General features: G+C 70.7%; 13 protein-coding genes and 2 tRNA genes. 5 read left to right on the top strand and 10 right to left on the bottom strand.

Annotation, left to right across the window (positions count from 1 at the left end; translation table 11 throughout):
• Positions 1-17: 17 nt before the first annotated feature.
• From HDA30_RS02565 to ilvD, 10 genes are all read right to left on the bottom strand, one after another.
• Complete coding sequence (locus HDA30_RS02565) at positions 18-794, bottom strand: fumarylacetoacetate hydrolase family protein (RefSeq protein ID WP_184241023.1); 777 nt, start codon at positions 792-794, stop codon at positions 18-20.
• Positions 795-847: 53 nt separating this feature from the next.
• The gene (locus HDA30_RS10360) at positions 848-1,093 is read right to left on the bottom strand and encodes a CstA-like transporter-associated (seleno)protein (protein WP_158495691.1); all 246 of its coding nucleotides are present in this window, start codon (positions 1,091-1,093) and stop codon (positions 848-850) included.
• A 1-nt stretch (position 1,094) separates the two neighbouring features.
• On the bottom strand, positions 1,095-3,368 hold the full coding sequence (locus HDA30_RS02555) for a carbon starvation CstA family protein (protein WP_184241022.1): 2,274 nt from the start codon (positions 3,366-3,368) through the stop codon (positions 1,095-1,097).
• 154 nt (positions 3,369-3,522) lie between these two features.
• Entirely contained in the window at positions 3,523-4,623 is a 1,101-nt protein-coding gene (locus HDA30_RS02550; RefSeq protein WP_184241021.1) for a branched-chain amino acid aminotransferase, read from the bottom strand.
• An 86-nt stretch (positions 4,624-4,709) separates the two neighbouring features.
• Positions 4,710-5,882, bottom strand: coding sequence for a 3-isopropylmalate dehydrogenase (locus tag HDA30_RS02545; protein WP_184241020.1), 1,173 nt, complete (start codon positions 5,880-5,882; stop codon positions 4,710-4,712).
• Between the two features lie 97 nt (positions 5,883-5,979).
• Positions 5,980-7,596 (bottom strand): methionine--tRNA ligase, encoded by a 1,617-nt coding sequence (gene metG / locus HDA30_RS02540; RefSeq protein WP_184242295.1) that lies wholly within the window; start codon positions 7,594-7,596, stop codon positions 5,980-5,982.
• A gap of 144 nt (positions 7,597-7,740) precedes the next feature.
• Entirely contained in the window at positions 7,741-8,772 is a 1,032-nt protein-coding gene (gene ilvC / locus HDA30_RS02535; protein ID WP_158495687.1) for a ketol-acid reductoisomerase, read from the bottom strand.
• 94 nt (positions 8,773-8,866) lie between these two features.
• On the bottom strand, positions 8,867-9,385 hold the full coding sequence (gene ilvN / locus HDA30_RS02530; RefSeq protein ID WP_158496151.1) for an acetolactate synthase small subunit: 519 nt from the start codon (positions 9,383-9,385) through the stop codon (positions 8,867-8,869).
• Positions 9,386-9,512: 127 nt separating this feature from the next.
• The gene (locus tag HDA30_RS02525; RefSeq protein WP_425488398.1) at positions 9,513-11,336 is read right to left on the bottom strand and encodes an acetolactate synthase large subunit; all 1,824 of its coding nucleotides are present in this window, start codon (positions 11,334-11,336) and stop codon (positions 9,513-9,515) included.
• A gap of 73 nt (positions 11,337-11,409) precedes the next feature.
• Complete coding sequence (gene ilvD, locus HDA30_RS02520; RefSeq protein WP_184241018.1) at positions 11,410-13,152, bottom strand: dihydroxy-acid dehydratase; 1,743 nt, start codon at positions 13,150-13,152, stop codon at positions 11,410-11,412.
• Positions 13,153-13,327: 175 nt separating this feature from the next.
• Here ilvD and HDA30_RS02515 point away from each other — a divergent pair, with 175 nt between their 5' ends.
• The 5 genes from HDA30_RS02515 (at position 13,328) to HDA30_RS02495 (ending at position 16,460) form a co-directional block, all read left to right on the top strand.
• A complete protein-coding gene (locus tag HDA30_RS02515) occupies positions 13,328-13,795 on the top strand; it encodes a hypothetical protein (protein ID WP_184241017.1) in 468 nt (155 codons plus the stop codon).
• A gap of 59 nt (positions 13,796-13,854) precedes the next feature.
• Positions 13,855-13,927: transfer RNA gene (locus HDA30_RS02510), tRNA-Lys, on the top strand.
• A 134-nt stretch (positions 13,928-14,061) separates the two neighbouring features.
• Positions 14,062-14,541 (top strand): thioredoxin-dependent thiol peroxidase, encoded by a 480-nt coding sequence (gene bcp, locus HDA30_RS02505; RefSeq protein ID WP_158495683.1) that lies wholly within the window; start codon positions 14,062-14,064, stop codon positions 14,539-14,541.
• A gap of 105 nt (positions 14,542-14,646) precedes the next feature.
• A tRNA-Leu gene (locus HDA30_RS02500) sits at positions 14,647-14,728 on the top strand.
• Positions 14,729-14,780: 52 nt separating this feature from the next.
• Complete coding sequence (locus HDA30_RS02495) at positions 14,781-16,460, top strand: ABC transporter substrate-binding protein (RefSeq protein ID WP_184241016.1); 1,680 nt, start codon at positions 14,781-14,783, stop codon at positions 16,458-16,460.
• The last annotated feature ends 40 nt before the right edge of the window (positions 16,461-16,500 follow it).

Here is a 16,500-nt window from a genome sequence, read left to right as displayed (position 1 = left end):
CGAGAGCCGCCAGGGCCTCAGCGCCGGAACGGCGTCGAGAACTCTCCGATCCCCTCGACGGCGACGCTCACGGACTGGCCCTCACCGACCAGGCCCACCCCAGCTGGGGTCCCGGTGAGGATCACGTCCCCGGGCAGCAGCGTGAATGCCTCGGACGCGGCGGCGACGATCTCGGCGACCGAGAAGATCATGTCGTCCGTGGTGCCGTCCTGCACCGTCTGACCGTTGACGGTGGTGGTGATCCGCACGCCGGCCTCGACATCCAGGTCCGTCTCGATCCACGGGCCCAGCGGACAGGCGCCGTCGAAGCCCTTGGCGCGCGCCCACTGCAGGTCGGTGCGCTGCGCATCACGCGCGGTGAGGTCGTTGGCCACGGTGTATCCGAACACGACGTCCTTGACGCGTTCGAGCGGCACCTCCTTGCAAATGGTGCCGATCACCACAGCCAGCTCCGCCTCGTAGGAGACCTCCTCGGAGAAGCTCGGCAGGGTCACCGGCTCCCCCGGCCCCACCACGGCGGTGTTGGGCTTGAAGAAGAACTGGGGGCTCGTCGGAGTCTCGTTGCCCAGTTCGGCGGCGTGATCGGCCCAGTTGCGCCCGACGCCGATCACCTTGGAGCGCGGGATGATCGGGGCGACCAGGCGCACCTCCTCCAGGGCGTGCGAGGCGCCGGCGGGTTGGACGCCGTGGAAGAACGGGTCGCCGACGAGCGCGGTGATCCGCTCGGCGCCGGGCTCGCCCTCGACGATGCCGTACTGGGGGTCGTCCTGGTCTACGAAACGTGCGATGCGCATGGGCCCAACTCTACGCATCGGTCGGCGTGGCCGGCATGGCGCCGGTCGCTGCCTCAGCAACAGCGGCTGCCGGGGTTCGCGTCCTGCCGGGCGTACTCGGAACGCCAGAATTCGCGCTCGGTCATCGGGGCCTCATCCGGGTGCTGCGCCCGATGATGGGCGAGGTACGCGTCGTACTTCCCCTCCCCCGAGAGCTGGCGCAGCCACCAGCGGATCCGGGGCCAGAGGCCGGGCCCGGACGGGCCGGTCGGGCCCCGCGCGGCGCGGGGCCCGACCGGCCTCGTGTGTGGGTGGTGCACGTCAGTGACCCCGGACCGGCTGCCGCTCGGCCGGCAGCGCGTCCCACTGCCGCTGGAGCTCCTTCTCTTCGGCCGTGGCGAATAGCCCGGCCGGCGCGAAGCGCTGCGAGGGCGCGTAGGGGTCCTGACGGTCCACGACCTCACCGGAGCGCAGGGCCTTCACGGCCGCGAGCACCGAGGTGATGATGACGGTCAGGGCAAGGACCAGGAACAGGATCGAGAGCGTTCCCTGGACGAAGGTGTTGCGGACGACCGCTTCCATGGCCTCAGTCGAGGAGGCCGCACCGAAGCTGGTCTCGCCCCGGGCCAGCGCGTCCTTGAAGGCGGCGTGCTGAGCCCAATAGCCCACCGCGGGGACGGGCGAGAAGATCTTCTGCATGCTCGCCACAGTCGTGACGACCGTGATGAACGCCAGCGGCAGCGCCACGATCCACAAGCCTCGGGCGTGGCCGCGCCGGGCGACGATCGTCAGCACGACGGCCAGTGCGATCGAGGCGAGCAGCTGATTGGCGATGCCGAACAGCGGGAACAGGGTGTTGATGCCCCCGAGCGGATCGGTGACGCCCATGATGAGCACGGCGCCCCACGCGGCCACCATGATCGCGGTGCACAGCCATGCCCCGGGCCGCCAGTTCACGTCCCGGAACCGCGGCGCCACGTTGCCGAGGGTGTCCTGCAGCATGAAGCGGGCGACACGGGTGCCGGCATCGACGGCGGTAAGGATGAACAGCGCCTCGAACATGATGGCGAAGTGGTACCAGAAGCCCATCATGGCTTCGCCACCGACGAGCTGCCCCATGATCATGGAGAGCCCGACGGCGAGCGTCGGGGCGCCGCCGGTCCGGGAGACCACGGTGTCCTCGCCGACCAGCCCGGCCAGGGCGGTCAGCTGCTCGGGCGTCACATCGACGCCGGCCAGGCCGAGGGACATCACGAAGTCGACCGCGCCCTCGGGGGTGCCGCCGGTCATCGCCGTCGGAGAGTTCATGGCGAAGTAGATGCCACGGTCGATCGAGACAGCGGCGACGAGCGCCATGATCGCCACGAACGCCTCCATGAGCATGCCGCCGTAACCGATGAAACGGGTCTGCCGCTCCTTCTCGACCATCTTCGGCGTGGTGCCCGAGGCGATCAGGGCGTGGAAGCCGGAGAGGGCACCGCACGCGATGGTGACGAACAGGAACGGGAACAGCGACCCGGGCCACACCGGGCCGTCGGCACGGCCGGCGAACTCGCTGATGGCGGGCGCGGCGATCTGCGGCTGGGTGATCACGATGGCGACCGCCAGGCCGGCGATCACGCCGATCTTCATGAACGTGGAGAGATAGTCCCGTGGCGCCAGCAGCAGCCACACCGGCAGCACCGCGGCCACGAACCCGTAGATGATGACGGCCCACGCGATCGTGGTGCGCTCGAGGGTGAACAGCTGGACGCCCCACTCCGTCTCGGCGATCCAGCCGCCGGCGACGATCGCGGCCAGCAGCAGCGCGAAGCCGATGACGGAGATCTCGGTGATGCGACCCGGACGGATCCAGCGAAGGTAGACGCCCATGAACAACGCGATCGGAATCGTCATGCCCACCGAGAACACGCCCCACGGCGACTCCCCCAGCGCGTTGACGACCACGAGCGCGAGGATCGCGGTGATGATCACCATGATCAGCAGGGTCGCGATGATCGCGGCCGTTCCGCCGACGACGCCGAGCTCCTCGCGTGCCATCTGGCCCAGCGAGCGACCGCCGCGACGCATCGAGAAGAACAGCACGAGGTAGTCCTGGACGGCGCCGGCGAGGATCACGCCGACGATGATCCAGATGGTGCCGGGCAGGTAGCCCATCTGCGCCGCGAGCACCGGGCCGACGAGCGGGCCGGCGCCGGCGATCGCGGCGAAGTGGTGACCGTAGAGCACCCGGCGGTCGGTGGCGACGTAGTCGCGGCCGTCGGCCTTGTACTCGGCCGGAGTCGCGCGGGTGTCATCGGGCCGGACGATCGCCCGCTCCACGTACCGCGAGTAGAACCGATAACCGATCGCGAAGGTCGAGACCGCGGCGAAGACGAACCAGATCGCATTGACCGTTTCGCCTCGATGCAGCGCGAGCATCGTCCACGCGACGCCGCCGAGCAGGGCGACCACCGCCCAGACGAGGATCGACACGGGCGTGAAGCGCTTCCGGTCTTCGACGGAGACCGGCGGCAGCTGCGCGTCCGCGCCCGACGCGCGCGACGAGGACTCCTCGTGCGCGCCGACCGCGGAGGCAGAGGTGTGCGAGGCCATGGGGCACCGCCTTCCTGAGATTTCCAACACGTGAGAGTATGGACCATCTCACACGACGAGACTGTCGCATGCAACACAGATGTCATCTGTCTAACACGCGCAGCGCCGGGCGGTCGGTCAGGGAGACGAGCGGCCGGACGGACGTTCGCCCGGATCAGACGAGTCGGTGCATCCAGCCGTGCTCGTCCTCCACGGCGCCGGTCTGGATGCCGAGCAGGCGCTCCCGCAGGGCGAGTGTCGTCTCGGTGCCGCCGGCAGACTCGATCACCTCGTCGCCGTCCAGCAGCCGGCCGATGGGGGTGACCACGGCTGCGGTGCCGCAGGCGAAGACCTCTGTGATCTCGCCCGAGCGCACGCCGGAGGCCCACTCGTCGAGGGTGATGCGCCGCTGCTCGACGGTCAGCCCCATGTCGCGGCCCAGCTGCAGGATCGATGAGCGGGTGACGCCCTCGAGGATCGTGCCGGTCAGCTGCGGGGTGACGAGTCGGCCGTCGGCGAAGACGAAGAACACGTTCATCCCACCGAGCTCCTCGACCGCGTTCTCGTGGGCGGGGTCGAGGAAGAGCACCTGGTTGGCCCCGTGCGCCGCGGCCTGCTGCTGCGCCTTGAGCGAAGCGGCGTAGTTGCCGCCGCACTTGGCCGCGCCCGTGCCGCCGACGCCGGCGCGGGCGTAGTCGCGCGAGACCCAGATCGTCACCGGCTTGAGCTCACCGCCGAAGTAGTTCCCGGCGGGCGAGGCGATCACCTTGAACGCGACCTCGTTGGCCGCGCGCACGCCCAGGAAGGCCTCCGAGGCGTACATGAACGGACGCAGGTACAGCGCTTCTCCCTCGCCGCCGGGCACCCAGTCCCGGTCGGCCCGGACGAGCTGACCGATCGCGTCGAGGAACAGGCGCTCGGGCAGCACGGGCAGGGCCAGCCGGTCGGCGGAGCGGTTCAGGCGGGCCGCGTTCGCCTCCGGGCGGAAGGCCCAGATCGACCCGTCGGCGTGCCGGTAGGCCTTCAGGCCCTCGAAGATCTCCTGGCCGTAGTGGAGCACGGACGCCGCGGGCGAGAGACTGATCGGGCCGTAGGGTTCGACACGCGCGTCATGCCACAAGCCGCCGTCCGGGTGGTCGGGGTCGGCAGTGAAGTCGATGGAGACCATGTGGTCCGTGAAGTCCTTGCCGAAGCCGGGCTCCGCGAGGATCGCCGCGCGCTCGGCGGCGCTTGTCGGGTTGGGATGCTCGTGACGGGCGAAGACGGTCTCGGTCATGATGCTCTCCTGACGTGGATCGGGTGACGCCGGCGGCGCTGTCGGTCTCGATCATAGGCCCGCCCGCCTTCTCGACGTGTCGATCGTCACGCCCGCCGGGTCGGTGTGGCTTCTCCGGCCAGCCGCGCGAGCACGTCGTCGGCGACGACCTCGGTGCGCACCTCCGCCCCCGTCGCCGCGCGATGCTCCAGGTGAGACCACACGGCTGCGCGGACCCGCCGAGCCGCGGCCGACTCCCCCACATGCTCGAGCAGCATCGCGGCGGAGAGGATGGCCGCGATCGGATCGGCCGTGCCCGTGCCCGCGATGTCCGGCGCGGAGCCGTGCACCGGTTCGAACATCGACGGCGCCGTGCCCGCCACGTTGATGTTGCCGGAGGCGGCCAGTCCGATGCCGCCGCCCACCGCAGCGGCGAGGTCCGTGAGAATGTCACCGAACAGGTTGTCGGTGACGATCACGTCGAAGCGCGCCGGGTCGGTCGTCATGAGGATCGTGGCGGCGTCGACATGCAGATAGTCCACGTCGACCTCGGGATGCTCGGCGGCGACCTCGTCGACGACGCGCCGCCAGAGCCGGCCGGCGTGCACGAGGACGTTGTGCTTGTGCACCAGCGTCAGGCGCCGGCGTGGTGAGGCGGCCGCTCGGGCGAAGGCGTCGGCCACCACGCGGCGCACGCCGTGGGCGGTGTTCACCGAGACCTCGGTCGCGATCTCGTGCTCGCCGCCGCTGCGCAGCGATCCGCCGTTGCCGACGTATGGTCCCTCCGTGCCTTCGCGCACGACGGTGAAGTCGATCTCTCCCGGCTCGGCCAGCGGGCTGACGGCGCCCGGGTACAGCCGCGTGGGCCGCAGGTTGACGGCGTGGTCGAGGGCGAAGCGCAACCGCAACAGGATCTCCCGCTCGATCAGCCCCGATGGCACTGCACGGTCGTGCGGGGCCGCCCCGACCGCGCCGAACAGGATCGCGTCGTGGCGGCGCAGAGCGGCGAGCTGCTCGTCGGTCAGCGTCTGCCCCGTCGCCGTGTAGTGGTCGGCGCCCAGAGCGTAGTCGGTGACCTCGGCGACGGGTCGGCCCTCGGCAACGAGCGCGGCCTGCAGGATGCGCAGCGCCTGAGCGGTGACCTCGGGCCCGATGCCGTCACCGCCGATGACGGCCAGATCGAGGCCGCCGGCGGCGGTGCGGGCCGCCGCGGCGCCCTCGTGACGAGAGGCCGCCGGGTCTGTGACGGTCGACGCAGGGGTGTCGATGTTCTCGCTCATGCCTCGCAGGCTAGGCGGAACTCGCGAGGGCCGGCCATCATCTGGACAACGCCATCCACATGGTGGACGACGGCGCGGCGGCGCCACCGCCGGCAGATCAGCCCTCGGCCGGCTCCTCATGGCGCGGGAACACGCCCGTGGGCTTGGGCAGCGCCGCGCCGGGCTGCAGGTCGTCATGGAACGCGGCGAAGGACCGGGGCCCCTGCCCCGAGGCGGCGGTGCGGCCCGCGTCGCCCGCGGCGGGCACGCCCAGCAGATCGAGCAGACGCGAGGCGGAGCCGGGCATCACGGGCTGGACCAGCAACGCCACTCGACGCACGGCCTGCAGAGTCACGTACAGCACGGTGCGCATGCGCGGCTCGTCGGTCTTGCGCAGCACCCACGGCGCCTGGTCGGCGAAGTACGCGTTGACCTCACCGAGCACGCGCCAGGTCTCCTCGAGACTGCCGTGGAAGTCCTGCACGGCGTAGTGGGCGCGGGCGTGCCCGAGCAGCGCGTCGACCTGCGCGAGGATCTGCCGGTCCGCCTCCTGCAGCTGACCGGGCTCGGGCACGGCGGCGTCGCAGTTCTTGAACGCCATCGACAGCGAGCGCTGGGCGAGGTTGCCCAGGTTGTTCGCCAGGTCCGCGTTCTTGCGCCCGACGACCGCGTCGTGGCTGTAGGAGCCGTCCTGGCCGAACGGGAACTCGCGCAAGAGGAAGAACCGCACGGCATCGAGCCCGTAGCGCTCGACCCACTCGGCCGGCGCGACGACATTGCCCAGCGACTTGGACATCTTCTCGCCGTTGTTGTTCAGGAAGCCGTGGATCATGACGCGCTTCGGCGCGGCGATGCCAGCCGACATGAGGAACGCGGGCCAGAACACGCAGTGGAAGCGGGAGATGTCCTTGCCGATCACGTGCACATCGGCCGGCCAGTAGCGGCGGAACGACGCTGAGGCCTCGTCCGGGAAGCCGACGCCGGTCAGGTAGTTCGTCAGCGCGTCCACCCACACGTACATCACGTGCTCGGCGGCGCTGCGCCCCGTCTCGGCGTGCTGCGGCGCGGGCACGTCGATGCCCCAGTCGAAGCTGGTGCGGGAGATCGACAGGTCCTGCAGACCGGACTCCACGAAACGGATGACCTCGTTGAAGCGGGTGCGCGGCGCCGCGAACTCCGGGTGCTGCTCATAGAAACGCAGCAGCGGCCCCTGGTACTTCGACAGGCGGAAGAAGTAGGACTCCTCCTCCGTCCAGGACACCTCGGTGCCGGTTTCGACGGCCCGACGGACCCCGTCCTCGCCGACCTCGGTCTCCTCGTCGGCGAAGAAGCGCTCGTCGCGCACAGAGTACCACCCAGCGTAGCGGTCGAGGTAGATGTCGCCGTTCGCCTCCATGCGCCGCCAGATTTCGCGGGCCGCCTCGGCGTGGTCCGCGTCAGTGGTGCGGATGAACCGGTCATGGCTGACCTGCAGGACCTGCTCGTCCATGTGCCGGAAGGCCGCGGAGTTGCGCGTCGCCAGCTCCAGGGCGGTGACGCCCTCCCGCTCGGCGGTCTGCGCCATCTTCTGGCCGTGCTCATCGGTCCCGGTCAGGAAGAACACGTCGCGGTCGTCCAGACGCATGAAGCGCGCGAGCGCATCGGCGCCCACCATCTCGTAGGCGTGGCCGATATGCGGCTCGCCGTTCGGGTAGTGGATGGCCGTGGTCACGTAGAAGGGTTCGCGCGTCTGCATCACCCGCGCGAGTCTACCGTCGCGCCCGCGCCCCGGCCGTGCGTGGGGCGCGCCCGAACGGGCGTGAGCGACCCCCGCTCGGCACCGCCCCGTGCCGACGCGGCGGCGGGGCGGCGCCGTTCGAGGACGCTACCGGTGGCGGTCTCAGCGCGCGGCGGTGCCTTCGGTGTAGTCGTCGTCGGAGTCCTTGAGCCACGCGAACATCTGACGCAGGTGGCGGCCGGTCTGTTCGATCGGGTGCTGTTCGGCCTGCCGGCGCAGCCGCGCGAACTCCGGTGCCCCGGCCTTCTGGTCGTCCATGAAGCGCCGCGCGAAGGCGCCGCTCTGGATGTCGCCCAGCACGGCCTTCATGTTCTCCTTCACGCGCGGGTCGATCACGCGGGGACCGGAGACGTAGTCGCCGAACTCGGCCGTGTCCGAGATCGACCAGCGCTGCTTGGCCAGGCCGCCTTCCACCATCAGGTCCACGATCAGCTTGAGCTCGTGCAGCACCTCGAAATAGGCGATCTCCGGCTGGTAACCGGCCTCGACGAGAGTCTCGAAGCCGTACTGGACCAGCTGCGAGGCGCCGCCGCAGAGCACGGCCTGCTCACCGAACAGATCCGACTCGGTCTCCTCCGTGAAGGTCGTCTCGATGACGCCGGCACGGGTGCCGCCGATACCCTTGGCGTAGGCGAGGGCGAGGTCACGGGCCTGACCCGAGGCGTCCTGTTCGACGGCGACGAGCGCCGGGACACCGCGACCGGCCTCGAACTCGCGGCGCACCACGTGGCCCGGGCCCTTCGGCGCGACCAGCGCCACGTCCACGCCGTCGGGGGCGGTGATGTAGCCGTAGCGCACGTTGAATCCGTGGGCGAAGAACAGCGCGTCGCCGTCCTGCAGGTTGGCGGCGATGGCGCGGTCGTAGACCTCGGCCTGCACCTGGTCGGGCACCAGGATCATGATGAGGTCGGCCTCGGCGGCGGCGGTCGCGACGTCCACCACGCGCAGCCCCTCGGCCTCGGCCTTGGTCCGCGAGGACGAGCCCTCGGCCAGGCCCACGCGGACGTCGACGCCGCAGTCGCGCAGGGACAGCGCGTGCGCGTGGCCCTGCGAGCCGTAGCCGATGACGGCGACGGTGCGGCCCTGGATCAGGGACAGGTCCGCGTCGGAATCGTAGAACGTCGTGGCGGTCATGGTGATGCTCCTTCGGTAGTGACGGTCTGGACTGGTCAGTTCTGGACTGGTCGATTCTGGGCTGGGATCTGTTCGGGTGCCGGCCAGGTCCGCCTCATGCGGACCCACGTTGCCCGGCCCGGTCGGTCAGCGACTTCGAGCCTCGTGCCAGGCCCAGCGTGCCGGAGCGCACGAGTTCCGTCACGCCGTAGGGCTCGAGCATGGCCAGCAGGGCGTTGAGCTTGTCGGCCGAACCGGTGGCCTCGAGGGTCAGCGAGCCGGGCGCCACGTCGACGACGCCGGCGCGGAACAGCTCGGCGGCCTGAACCACGAGCGGGCGTGTGGTCGAGTCGGTGCGGACCTTGACCAGCAGGTGGTCGCGCTGGACGGAGGAGGCGTCGGGCAGCTCGACGACCTTAAGCACGTTGATCAGCTTGTGCAGCTGCTTCGTGACCTGTTCGAGCAGGCGCTCGTCGGCCTCGACGACGACCGTGATGCGGGACAGGCCCGGCACCTCGGTGACGCCCACCGCGAGCGAGTGGATGTTGAACGCGCGGCGGGCGAACAGGCCGGCCACGCGGGTCAGCACGCCGGGGACGTCCTGCACCAGCACGGACAGGGTGTGACGTCGCACGGGCCCGGCGGCCGCGCGCTGCTCGACGATGCGGCCGTGCCCAGGACCCTGCGTCGGACGCGGGCCCTGCGTCGAACGGTGGCCCGGGGCGGACGGCCGGTTCTGACTCTGGTGCTGGCTCATCGGCTCACTCCTGTTCATCGGTGAAGTCCGGGGTCAGGCCGCGGGCCACCTGGATCGCGTCGTTGCTCACGCCGGCGGGCACCATGGGCCACACCATGGCATCGCGCGAGACCACGAAGTCGACCACGACGGGACGATCGTTCACCTCGAGCGCCCGTCGGATCGTCGCGTCAAGGTCCTCCTCCCGCTCGCAGCGCAGCCCGAGGGCCCCGTAGGCGTCCGCGAGCGTGACGAAGTCCGGGACGCGCCGGGTGCCGTGGCCGGTGTCCAGATCCGTGTTCGAGTAGCGGCCGTCGTAGAACAGGGTCTGCCACTGGCGCACCATGCCGAGCGAGGAGTTGTTGATCACGGCGACCTTGATGGGGATGTCGTTGATGACGCATGTGGCCAGCTCCTGGTTGGTCATCTGGAAGCAGCCGTCCCCGTCGATCGCCCAGACGACGCGTTCGGGCTGGCCGACCTTGGCGCCCATCGCGGCGGGCACGGCATAGCCCATCGTCCCCAAGCCGGCCGAGTTCAGCCACTGGCGAGGCCGCTCGTACCGGACGAACTGCGCCGACCACATCTGGTGCTGTCCGACACCGGCCGCGTACACGGCCTCGGGGCCGGTCAGCGCACTGAGGCGCTCGATGACGTGCTGCGGCGCGAGCAGCCCGTCCTCGGTGGGCGTGTAACCCAGCGGATAGGTCGAGCGCATTCGATCCAGCACGGCCCACCAGTCGGTGAGCTCCGCCCCGTCGCCCTCGGAGTCCAGCCGAGCCACGAGTGCCTGCATGACCCGCCCGACGTCACCGACGATCGGCACATCCGCCAGGCGGTTCTTCGAGATCTCCGCCGGGTCGATGTCCACGTGGATCACCTGCGCCCCGGGGGCGAAGGAGTCGATCTGGCCGGTGACCCGGTCGTCGAAGCGCGCCCCGAGCGCCACCAGCAGGTCCGCCTGCTGCAGCGCCGACACCGCCGCCACCGAGCCGTGCATGCCGGGCATGCCCAGGTGCTGCGGGTGCGAGTCCGGGAACACCCCGCGGGCGGTCAGGGTGGTCACGACGGGGAAGCCGGTGCGCTCGGCGAGCGCGCGCAGCTGCTCGGACGCGTCGGCCCGCGCGACGCCGCCGCCGACGTACAGCACCGGGCGTCGGCTCGCGCGCATCAGATCCACGGCGGCCGCGATCTGCTTGGGGTGCCCCTGCGTCACCGGGCGGTAGCCGGGCAGCTCCACGACGGGCGGCCACGCGAAGTCGAGGGAACCGTTCTGCGCGTCCTTGGTGACGTCCACGAGCACCGGTCCGGGACGGCCGGTGGAGGCGATGTGGAACGCCTCGGCGAGCGCCCCGGGGATCTGCGTGGCGTCGGTGACCAGGCGGGAGTGCTTCGTGATCGGCATGGTGATGCCGACGATGTCCGCCTCCTGGAAGGCGTCGCTGCCGATCGCGCTCGAGGCGACCTGGCCCGTGACGAACACGACGGCCTGCGAGTCCATGTGCGCGTCGGCGATCGCGGTGACGAGGTTCGTCGCCCCGGGGCCGGAGGTGGCCAGTGCGACACCGGGGCGCCCCGTGGCCAGGTGATAGCCCTGCGCCGCGTGGCCGGCGGCCTGCTCATGGCGCACCAGCACGTGCCGGATGGTCTGCGAGTCCATGAGCGGGTCGTAGGTCGGCAGGATCGCACCGCCGGGCAGCCCGAAGACCTCCGTGACGCCCAGGCTCTCGAGCGAGCGGACGATGGCCTCGGAACCGGTGATGCTCGTGCGCGGCTCAGCCGCCTCTGCGGTCTCGGTCATGGGCGTGGTCATGGTGCACCTCTTCGGTCGGTGTCCGCGGGCCGGCAGGACGCGCCGGCGAGGACGGGTACGTCGGTGGTTCCGTGCGGTGGGTGCCGGTGGGCCCGCGGGCCCCGGCGGTTCAGCCGAGGTGGGCCCCCTCGGCCGCGGAGTGCACGAGCTTGGCGTATTTGCCGAGCACGCCGGTGGTGAACAGCGGCGGCAGCGGCTCGAACCGCTCGCGGCGGCGGGTCAGTTCGGCCTCCTCCACGAGCAGGTCGATCGAACGGCGGCCGATGTCCACGCGGACGCGGTCGCCGTTCTCGACGAGCCCGATCGGTCCGCCGTCGACCGCCTCGGGCGCGACGTGGCCGATGCACAGGCCCGTCGTGCCGCCGGAGAAGCGTCCGTCGGTGAGCAGCAGCACGTCGCGGCCCAGTCCCGCGCCCTTGATGGCGCCGGTGATCGCCAGCATCTCGCGCATGCCGGGCCCGCCGCGCGGGCCTTCGTAGCGGATCACGACGACGTCACCGGCGGTGATGGCGCCGGCCTGCAACGCGTCCATGGCGGCCTGTTCGCGGTCGAACACGCGGGCGGTTCCCTCGAACACGTCGGCGTCGAAGCCGGCGGACTTCACCACGGCACCCTCGGGCGCCAGGGAACCGTGCAGCACGGCGATGCCGCCGTTGGGGTGCATCGGCTCGTCCATGCGCCGGATGACCGTCCCGTCCACCGGGTCCGGGTCCAGCTCGGCCAGGTTCTCGGCGAGGGTGTGCCCGGTGACCGTCAGCGCGTCACCGTGCAGCAACCCCTCCTCGAGCAGGGCCTTCATGAGCACGGGCACGCCGCCGACGCGGTCGACGTCGGTCATGACGTGCTGGCCGTACGGCTTCAGGTCCGCGATGTGCGGCACGCGGTCGGCGATCCGGTTGAAGTCGGCCAGGCGCAGGTCGACGCCGGCCTCGCGGGCGATCGCGAGCAGGTGCAGCACGGCGTTGGTCGAGCCGCCGAAGGCCATGGTCACGGCGATCGCGTTCTCGAAGGCCGGTGGGGTCAGGATGTCGCGGCTGGTGATGCCCTGCCGGATCAGCTCGACGACGGCCTCACCCGAGCGGCGCGCGATCGCGTCGCGGCGGCGGTCGGCCGACGGCGCCGCCGCCGAGCCGGGCAGGGACATGCCCAGGGCCTCGCCGATCGAGGCCATCGTGTTGGCGGTGTACATGCCGCCGCACGCGCCCTCTCCCGGAGCGATGGACTTCTCGATCCGGGTGAGGTCGTCCTCGCTCATCAGACCCCGGGCGCACGCGCCGACGGCTTCGAAGGCGTCGATGATCGTCACCTGCCTCTCGGTGCCGTCGCCGAGGCGGGCGACCCCGGGCATGATCGATCCGGCGTAGACGAACACACTCGCCAGATCGAGGCGGGCGGCGGCCATGAGCATGCCGGGCAGGGACTTGTCGCACCCGGCCAGCAGCACCGAGCCGTCGAGGCGCTCGGCCATCATGACGGTCTCGACCGAGTCGGCGATCACCTCACGGGACACGAGCGAGAAGTGCATGCCCTCGTGTCCCATCGAGATGCCGTCGGACACCGAGACCGTGCCGAACTGCAGGGGGAAGGCCCCGGCGGCGTGAACGCCCTCCTTCGAGGCCTGCGCGAGGCGGTCGAGGGAGAGGTTGCAGGGGGTGACCTCGTTCCAAGACGAGGCGATGCCGATCTGGGCCTTGTTGAAGTCCTCGTCGCCCATGCCGACGGCGCGCAGCATGCCGCGTGCCGGGGCCCGGGCGATCCCGTCGGTGACCTCGCGGGAGCGGGGCTTCATGTCGGCCGCCGCATGCCGGCTCTCGCGCGTGGTGTCGGGGGTCTGCTGTGCCTCTGCGTCCATGTCCGCATGGTAGGGCGCCGGTCACAGCCACGGGCGAACCGTTTCACATCGCGGACACCCTGGTCGGAACGCGAGCCGCTGCTCGGTCCACCCCGTCGGATCAGCTCCGCAAATCGTGATCCGCTCGAGACCGACCGAGTCGCCCCATGAGACCTTCGACACGTAGATTGACGGTATGGACTCCGACTCTCTGCAGCGGCGGCTGCGCGGCGCCTTCGATCGCAAGGTGATGAACCACGGCGACTACAACCTGGTCTTCGCCCAGCCCTCCGGCAGCGCCACCCCGTACGTGATCGGATATCGACGCGCCCCGCGCGAGCTGGTCCTGTGCCCCGTCGACGTGCAGCGGCGCGATCTCGCGCAGGCGACCGGCGCCGACGACATCGTCGTGGTGGACTTCCACAACGTGGCGACCGTGACGGACACCGGCAGCGGGTACCAGGTGGAGTCCGTGACCGGATTCCGCACGTGGTTCGAGGTCTCCCCCGCCACGACCGTGCATGTCGGCCCCCTCAGCGACTCCGGGATGGCCCAACTGGACCAGGGCGAGGACGCCGAGGACTTCCATCGGTTCATGTCCGAGTTCATGGACGAGCTCGACGACCTCTACCCCGATTTGGACATGGCCGAGAAGTCCTGCTAAGGTTTTCACTCGTTGCACAGAGCGATTCGCTCCTTGGCGATCCGCTCTGGTCAACGCCTGCACCTCTAGCTCAACTGGCAGAGCATCTGACTCTTAATCAGCAGGTTCCGGGTTCGAGTCCCGGGGGGTGCACGATTCGGAAGCCCCGTCGCCGCTCGGCGACGGGGCTTCCTGTATGCGCACCGTCGGGCGTGCACCCTTCGCCCTGAGGGGAACATCACACCGGGGTCGGGGCGCTCGCTCCTCCCGCCTCTACAGTGGTGCCCATGACTGAGAACCCCGCCACTCGCCTCGCCGTCGGCGATACCGCCCCCGCCTTCACCCTGCAGGACCAGGACGGCCGTCCGGTCTCGCTGCGCGACTACGCCGGCAAGCACGTGATCGTGTATTTCTATCCCGCCGCCTCGACGCCGGGCTGCACCACGCAGGCCTGCGACTTCCGCGACTCTCTGGCGTCGCTCTCGGCCGCCGGCTACGTCGTGCTCGGCATCTCCCCCGACCCGATCGGCAAGATCATCCGGTTCGCGGAGAAGGAGTCGCTCACGTTCCCGCTGCTCTCGGACGAAGACCACGCAGTCGCGGCCGCCTACGGCGCCTGGGGCGAGAAGAAGAACTACGGCAGGGTCTACGAGGGCCTGATCCGCTCGACGATCGTCGTGGCCCCCGACGGCACGGTCGAGCTGGCCCAGTACAACGTGAAGGCGACCGGCCACGTCGAGCGACTGCGCCGCGCGTTGGGCGTCTGAGCCAGCCGGGGTGATGCCGCGCCCTGCGCCCGGAGGCTGCGCGGGCGGATAGACTGTGGCGCCGTGCGACTCACCGGCCGCGGCTGGGACGCGTGCGCACGCCACGCGGGCGTGGCGGAATTGGCAGACGCGCTGGATTTAGGTTCCAGTGTCGGAAGACGTGAGGGTTCGAGTCCCTCCGCCCGCACATCTGTGCCGCCCGACGTCCGGGGGCGGCGTCCCGGAGGAGGGCACACCACGTGGAGTTGAACCGACGCACTGCGCTCGGCGTCGGCCTCGGCGGGCTGACCGCGGCGCTCACCGGCTGCACCGACGAGCTGCGCCGACCGGCCGCTGAGACGGCCGCCCCCTCGACGAGCCCCGCTGCGCCGAGTACGTCGAACGCGCTGGTCATCGGCGCCGCCGACTCTCCCGCCGTACGCGACCCGTACCGCAGCTGGGACACGGAGGTGTTCCGGCGCTCGCGCCAGGTGTGCCAGACGCTGCTGGGCATCGACCCGCAGACCGGCGCGGCGCGGCCGTGGCTGGCGCGCACCCACGAGGTCTCCGCTGACGGTCGGCAGCATACGTTCGTCCTGCACGACGGGCTGCGCTTCTCGGACGGCACGGCCTGCGACGCTGACGCCGTCGTCGCGAACGTGCGGCGCTGGGCGGAAGCCTCGACCTCCAGTGGCGGCCCGGAGCAGATCGGCTCTCCGTTCGTCACGGTCTTCGGCGCCCCCGCGGACCACCGACAGTGCCGCTTCGACTCGGTCGAGGCGCACGGTCGGCACACCGTGCGGTTGCACCTCACCCACCGGCTGCGGCACCTGCCGGCGGCGCTGACCTCTCCGCAGTTCGCGATTCTGGCCCCCGGCTGCTGGGAGGACGACGGCGCGGCGAGCACGCCGATCGGCACCGGCCCCCACCGGTGGGCCACCCGTTCCGAGGCGGAGAAGACGCTCAAGCAGGCCGGTCGTGAGCCGACCGAGGCTGACGACACCGACGTCTTCCTGCTCAATGAGCACCACAACGACCAGACCGGTCAGTCGCCGGCCGCGCGGACCGTGCTGGTGGACGCGCTCGGTCGCGCCCCCACACGACTGCGGCAGCTGCGCCGCGGGAAGGTGGACGTGATCGACGTCGTGACGCCGGATCAGCTGCGTCCGCTCGTGGAGACCGGCGCGCAGGTGCTGCAGCGGGACCCGCTGTCCGTGCTGTACCTGGGCATGAACCTCTCGCATCCGGTCATGCGCTCGCTGTATGTGCGTCAGGCCGTCGCTCGCGGGGTGGATCGTCCCGCGCTCGCCCGCAACCCGATCTTCCTGGACGGCACCGCGTTGGCCCATGACGTCGTGCCGCCCACGCTCGGCGTGGACCCGGAGGCCGCCGAGCGCTATGACGTGCACCCCGGCGAGGCCAAGCGCCTGCTCTCCCGCGCCGGCTATGAGCAGGAGCCGCTCGAACTGATGTATCCGACGGGCACCGGGCGGCCCTCGATGCCGCAGCCGGAGCAGATCTACGCGCAGGTGGCCGAGGACCTCGGGAAGATCGGTCTGCACGTCGTCCCGGTCCCGGTCCCGCCGTCGCAGGACTACCTGCGGGCCGTGCTGGAGCGCGGCAGCCGGGCCATGCACCTGATGAGCCGCGACGGCCTCTACCGCGACGCGCACGCCTTCCTCGAACCGCTGTGTCGCTCGTCGACGGCGGAGACCCACTACGACAACCCGCAGACGCGGCGTCTGCTGCGCGAGGCCGCCGGCGCCGATGACGAGGACCGACGCGCCGCGTACGCCCGGATCGTCCGCTCCCTCTCGCTGGACCTGCCGGTGCTGCCCCTGGTCTACCCGATCTCGGCGGTCGCCATCGGAGAGCGGGTCGGCCGCTACCCGTCCTCGCCCCAGCTGGACGAGCACTGGGCGGACATCCGCCTGAGCTGATCCGGTGCGGTAGTACAGTGTGGGACCGGGCGGACTCGAC

Origin of the sequence: Micrococcus cohnii, assembly GCF_014205175.1 — a bacterium.
Taxonomy (GTDB): domain Bacteria; phylum Actinomycetota; class Actinomycetes; order Actinomycetales; family Micrococcaceae; genus Micrococcus; species Micrococcus cohnii.
The sequence above is the reverse complement of the archived record's forward strand: the minus strand, read 5'-3'. Positions and strand labels throughout refer to the sequence as shown.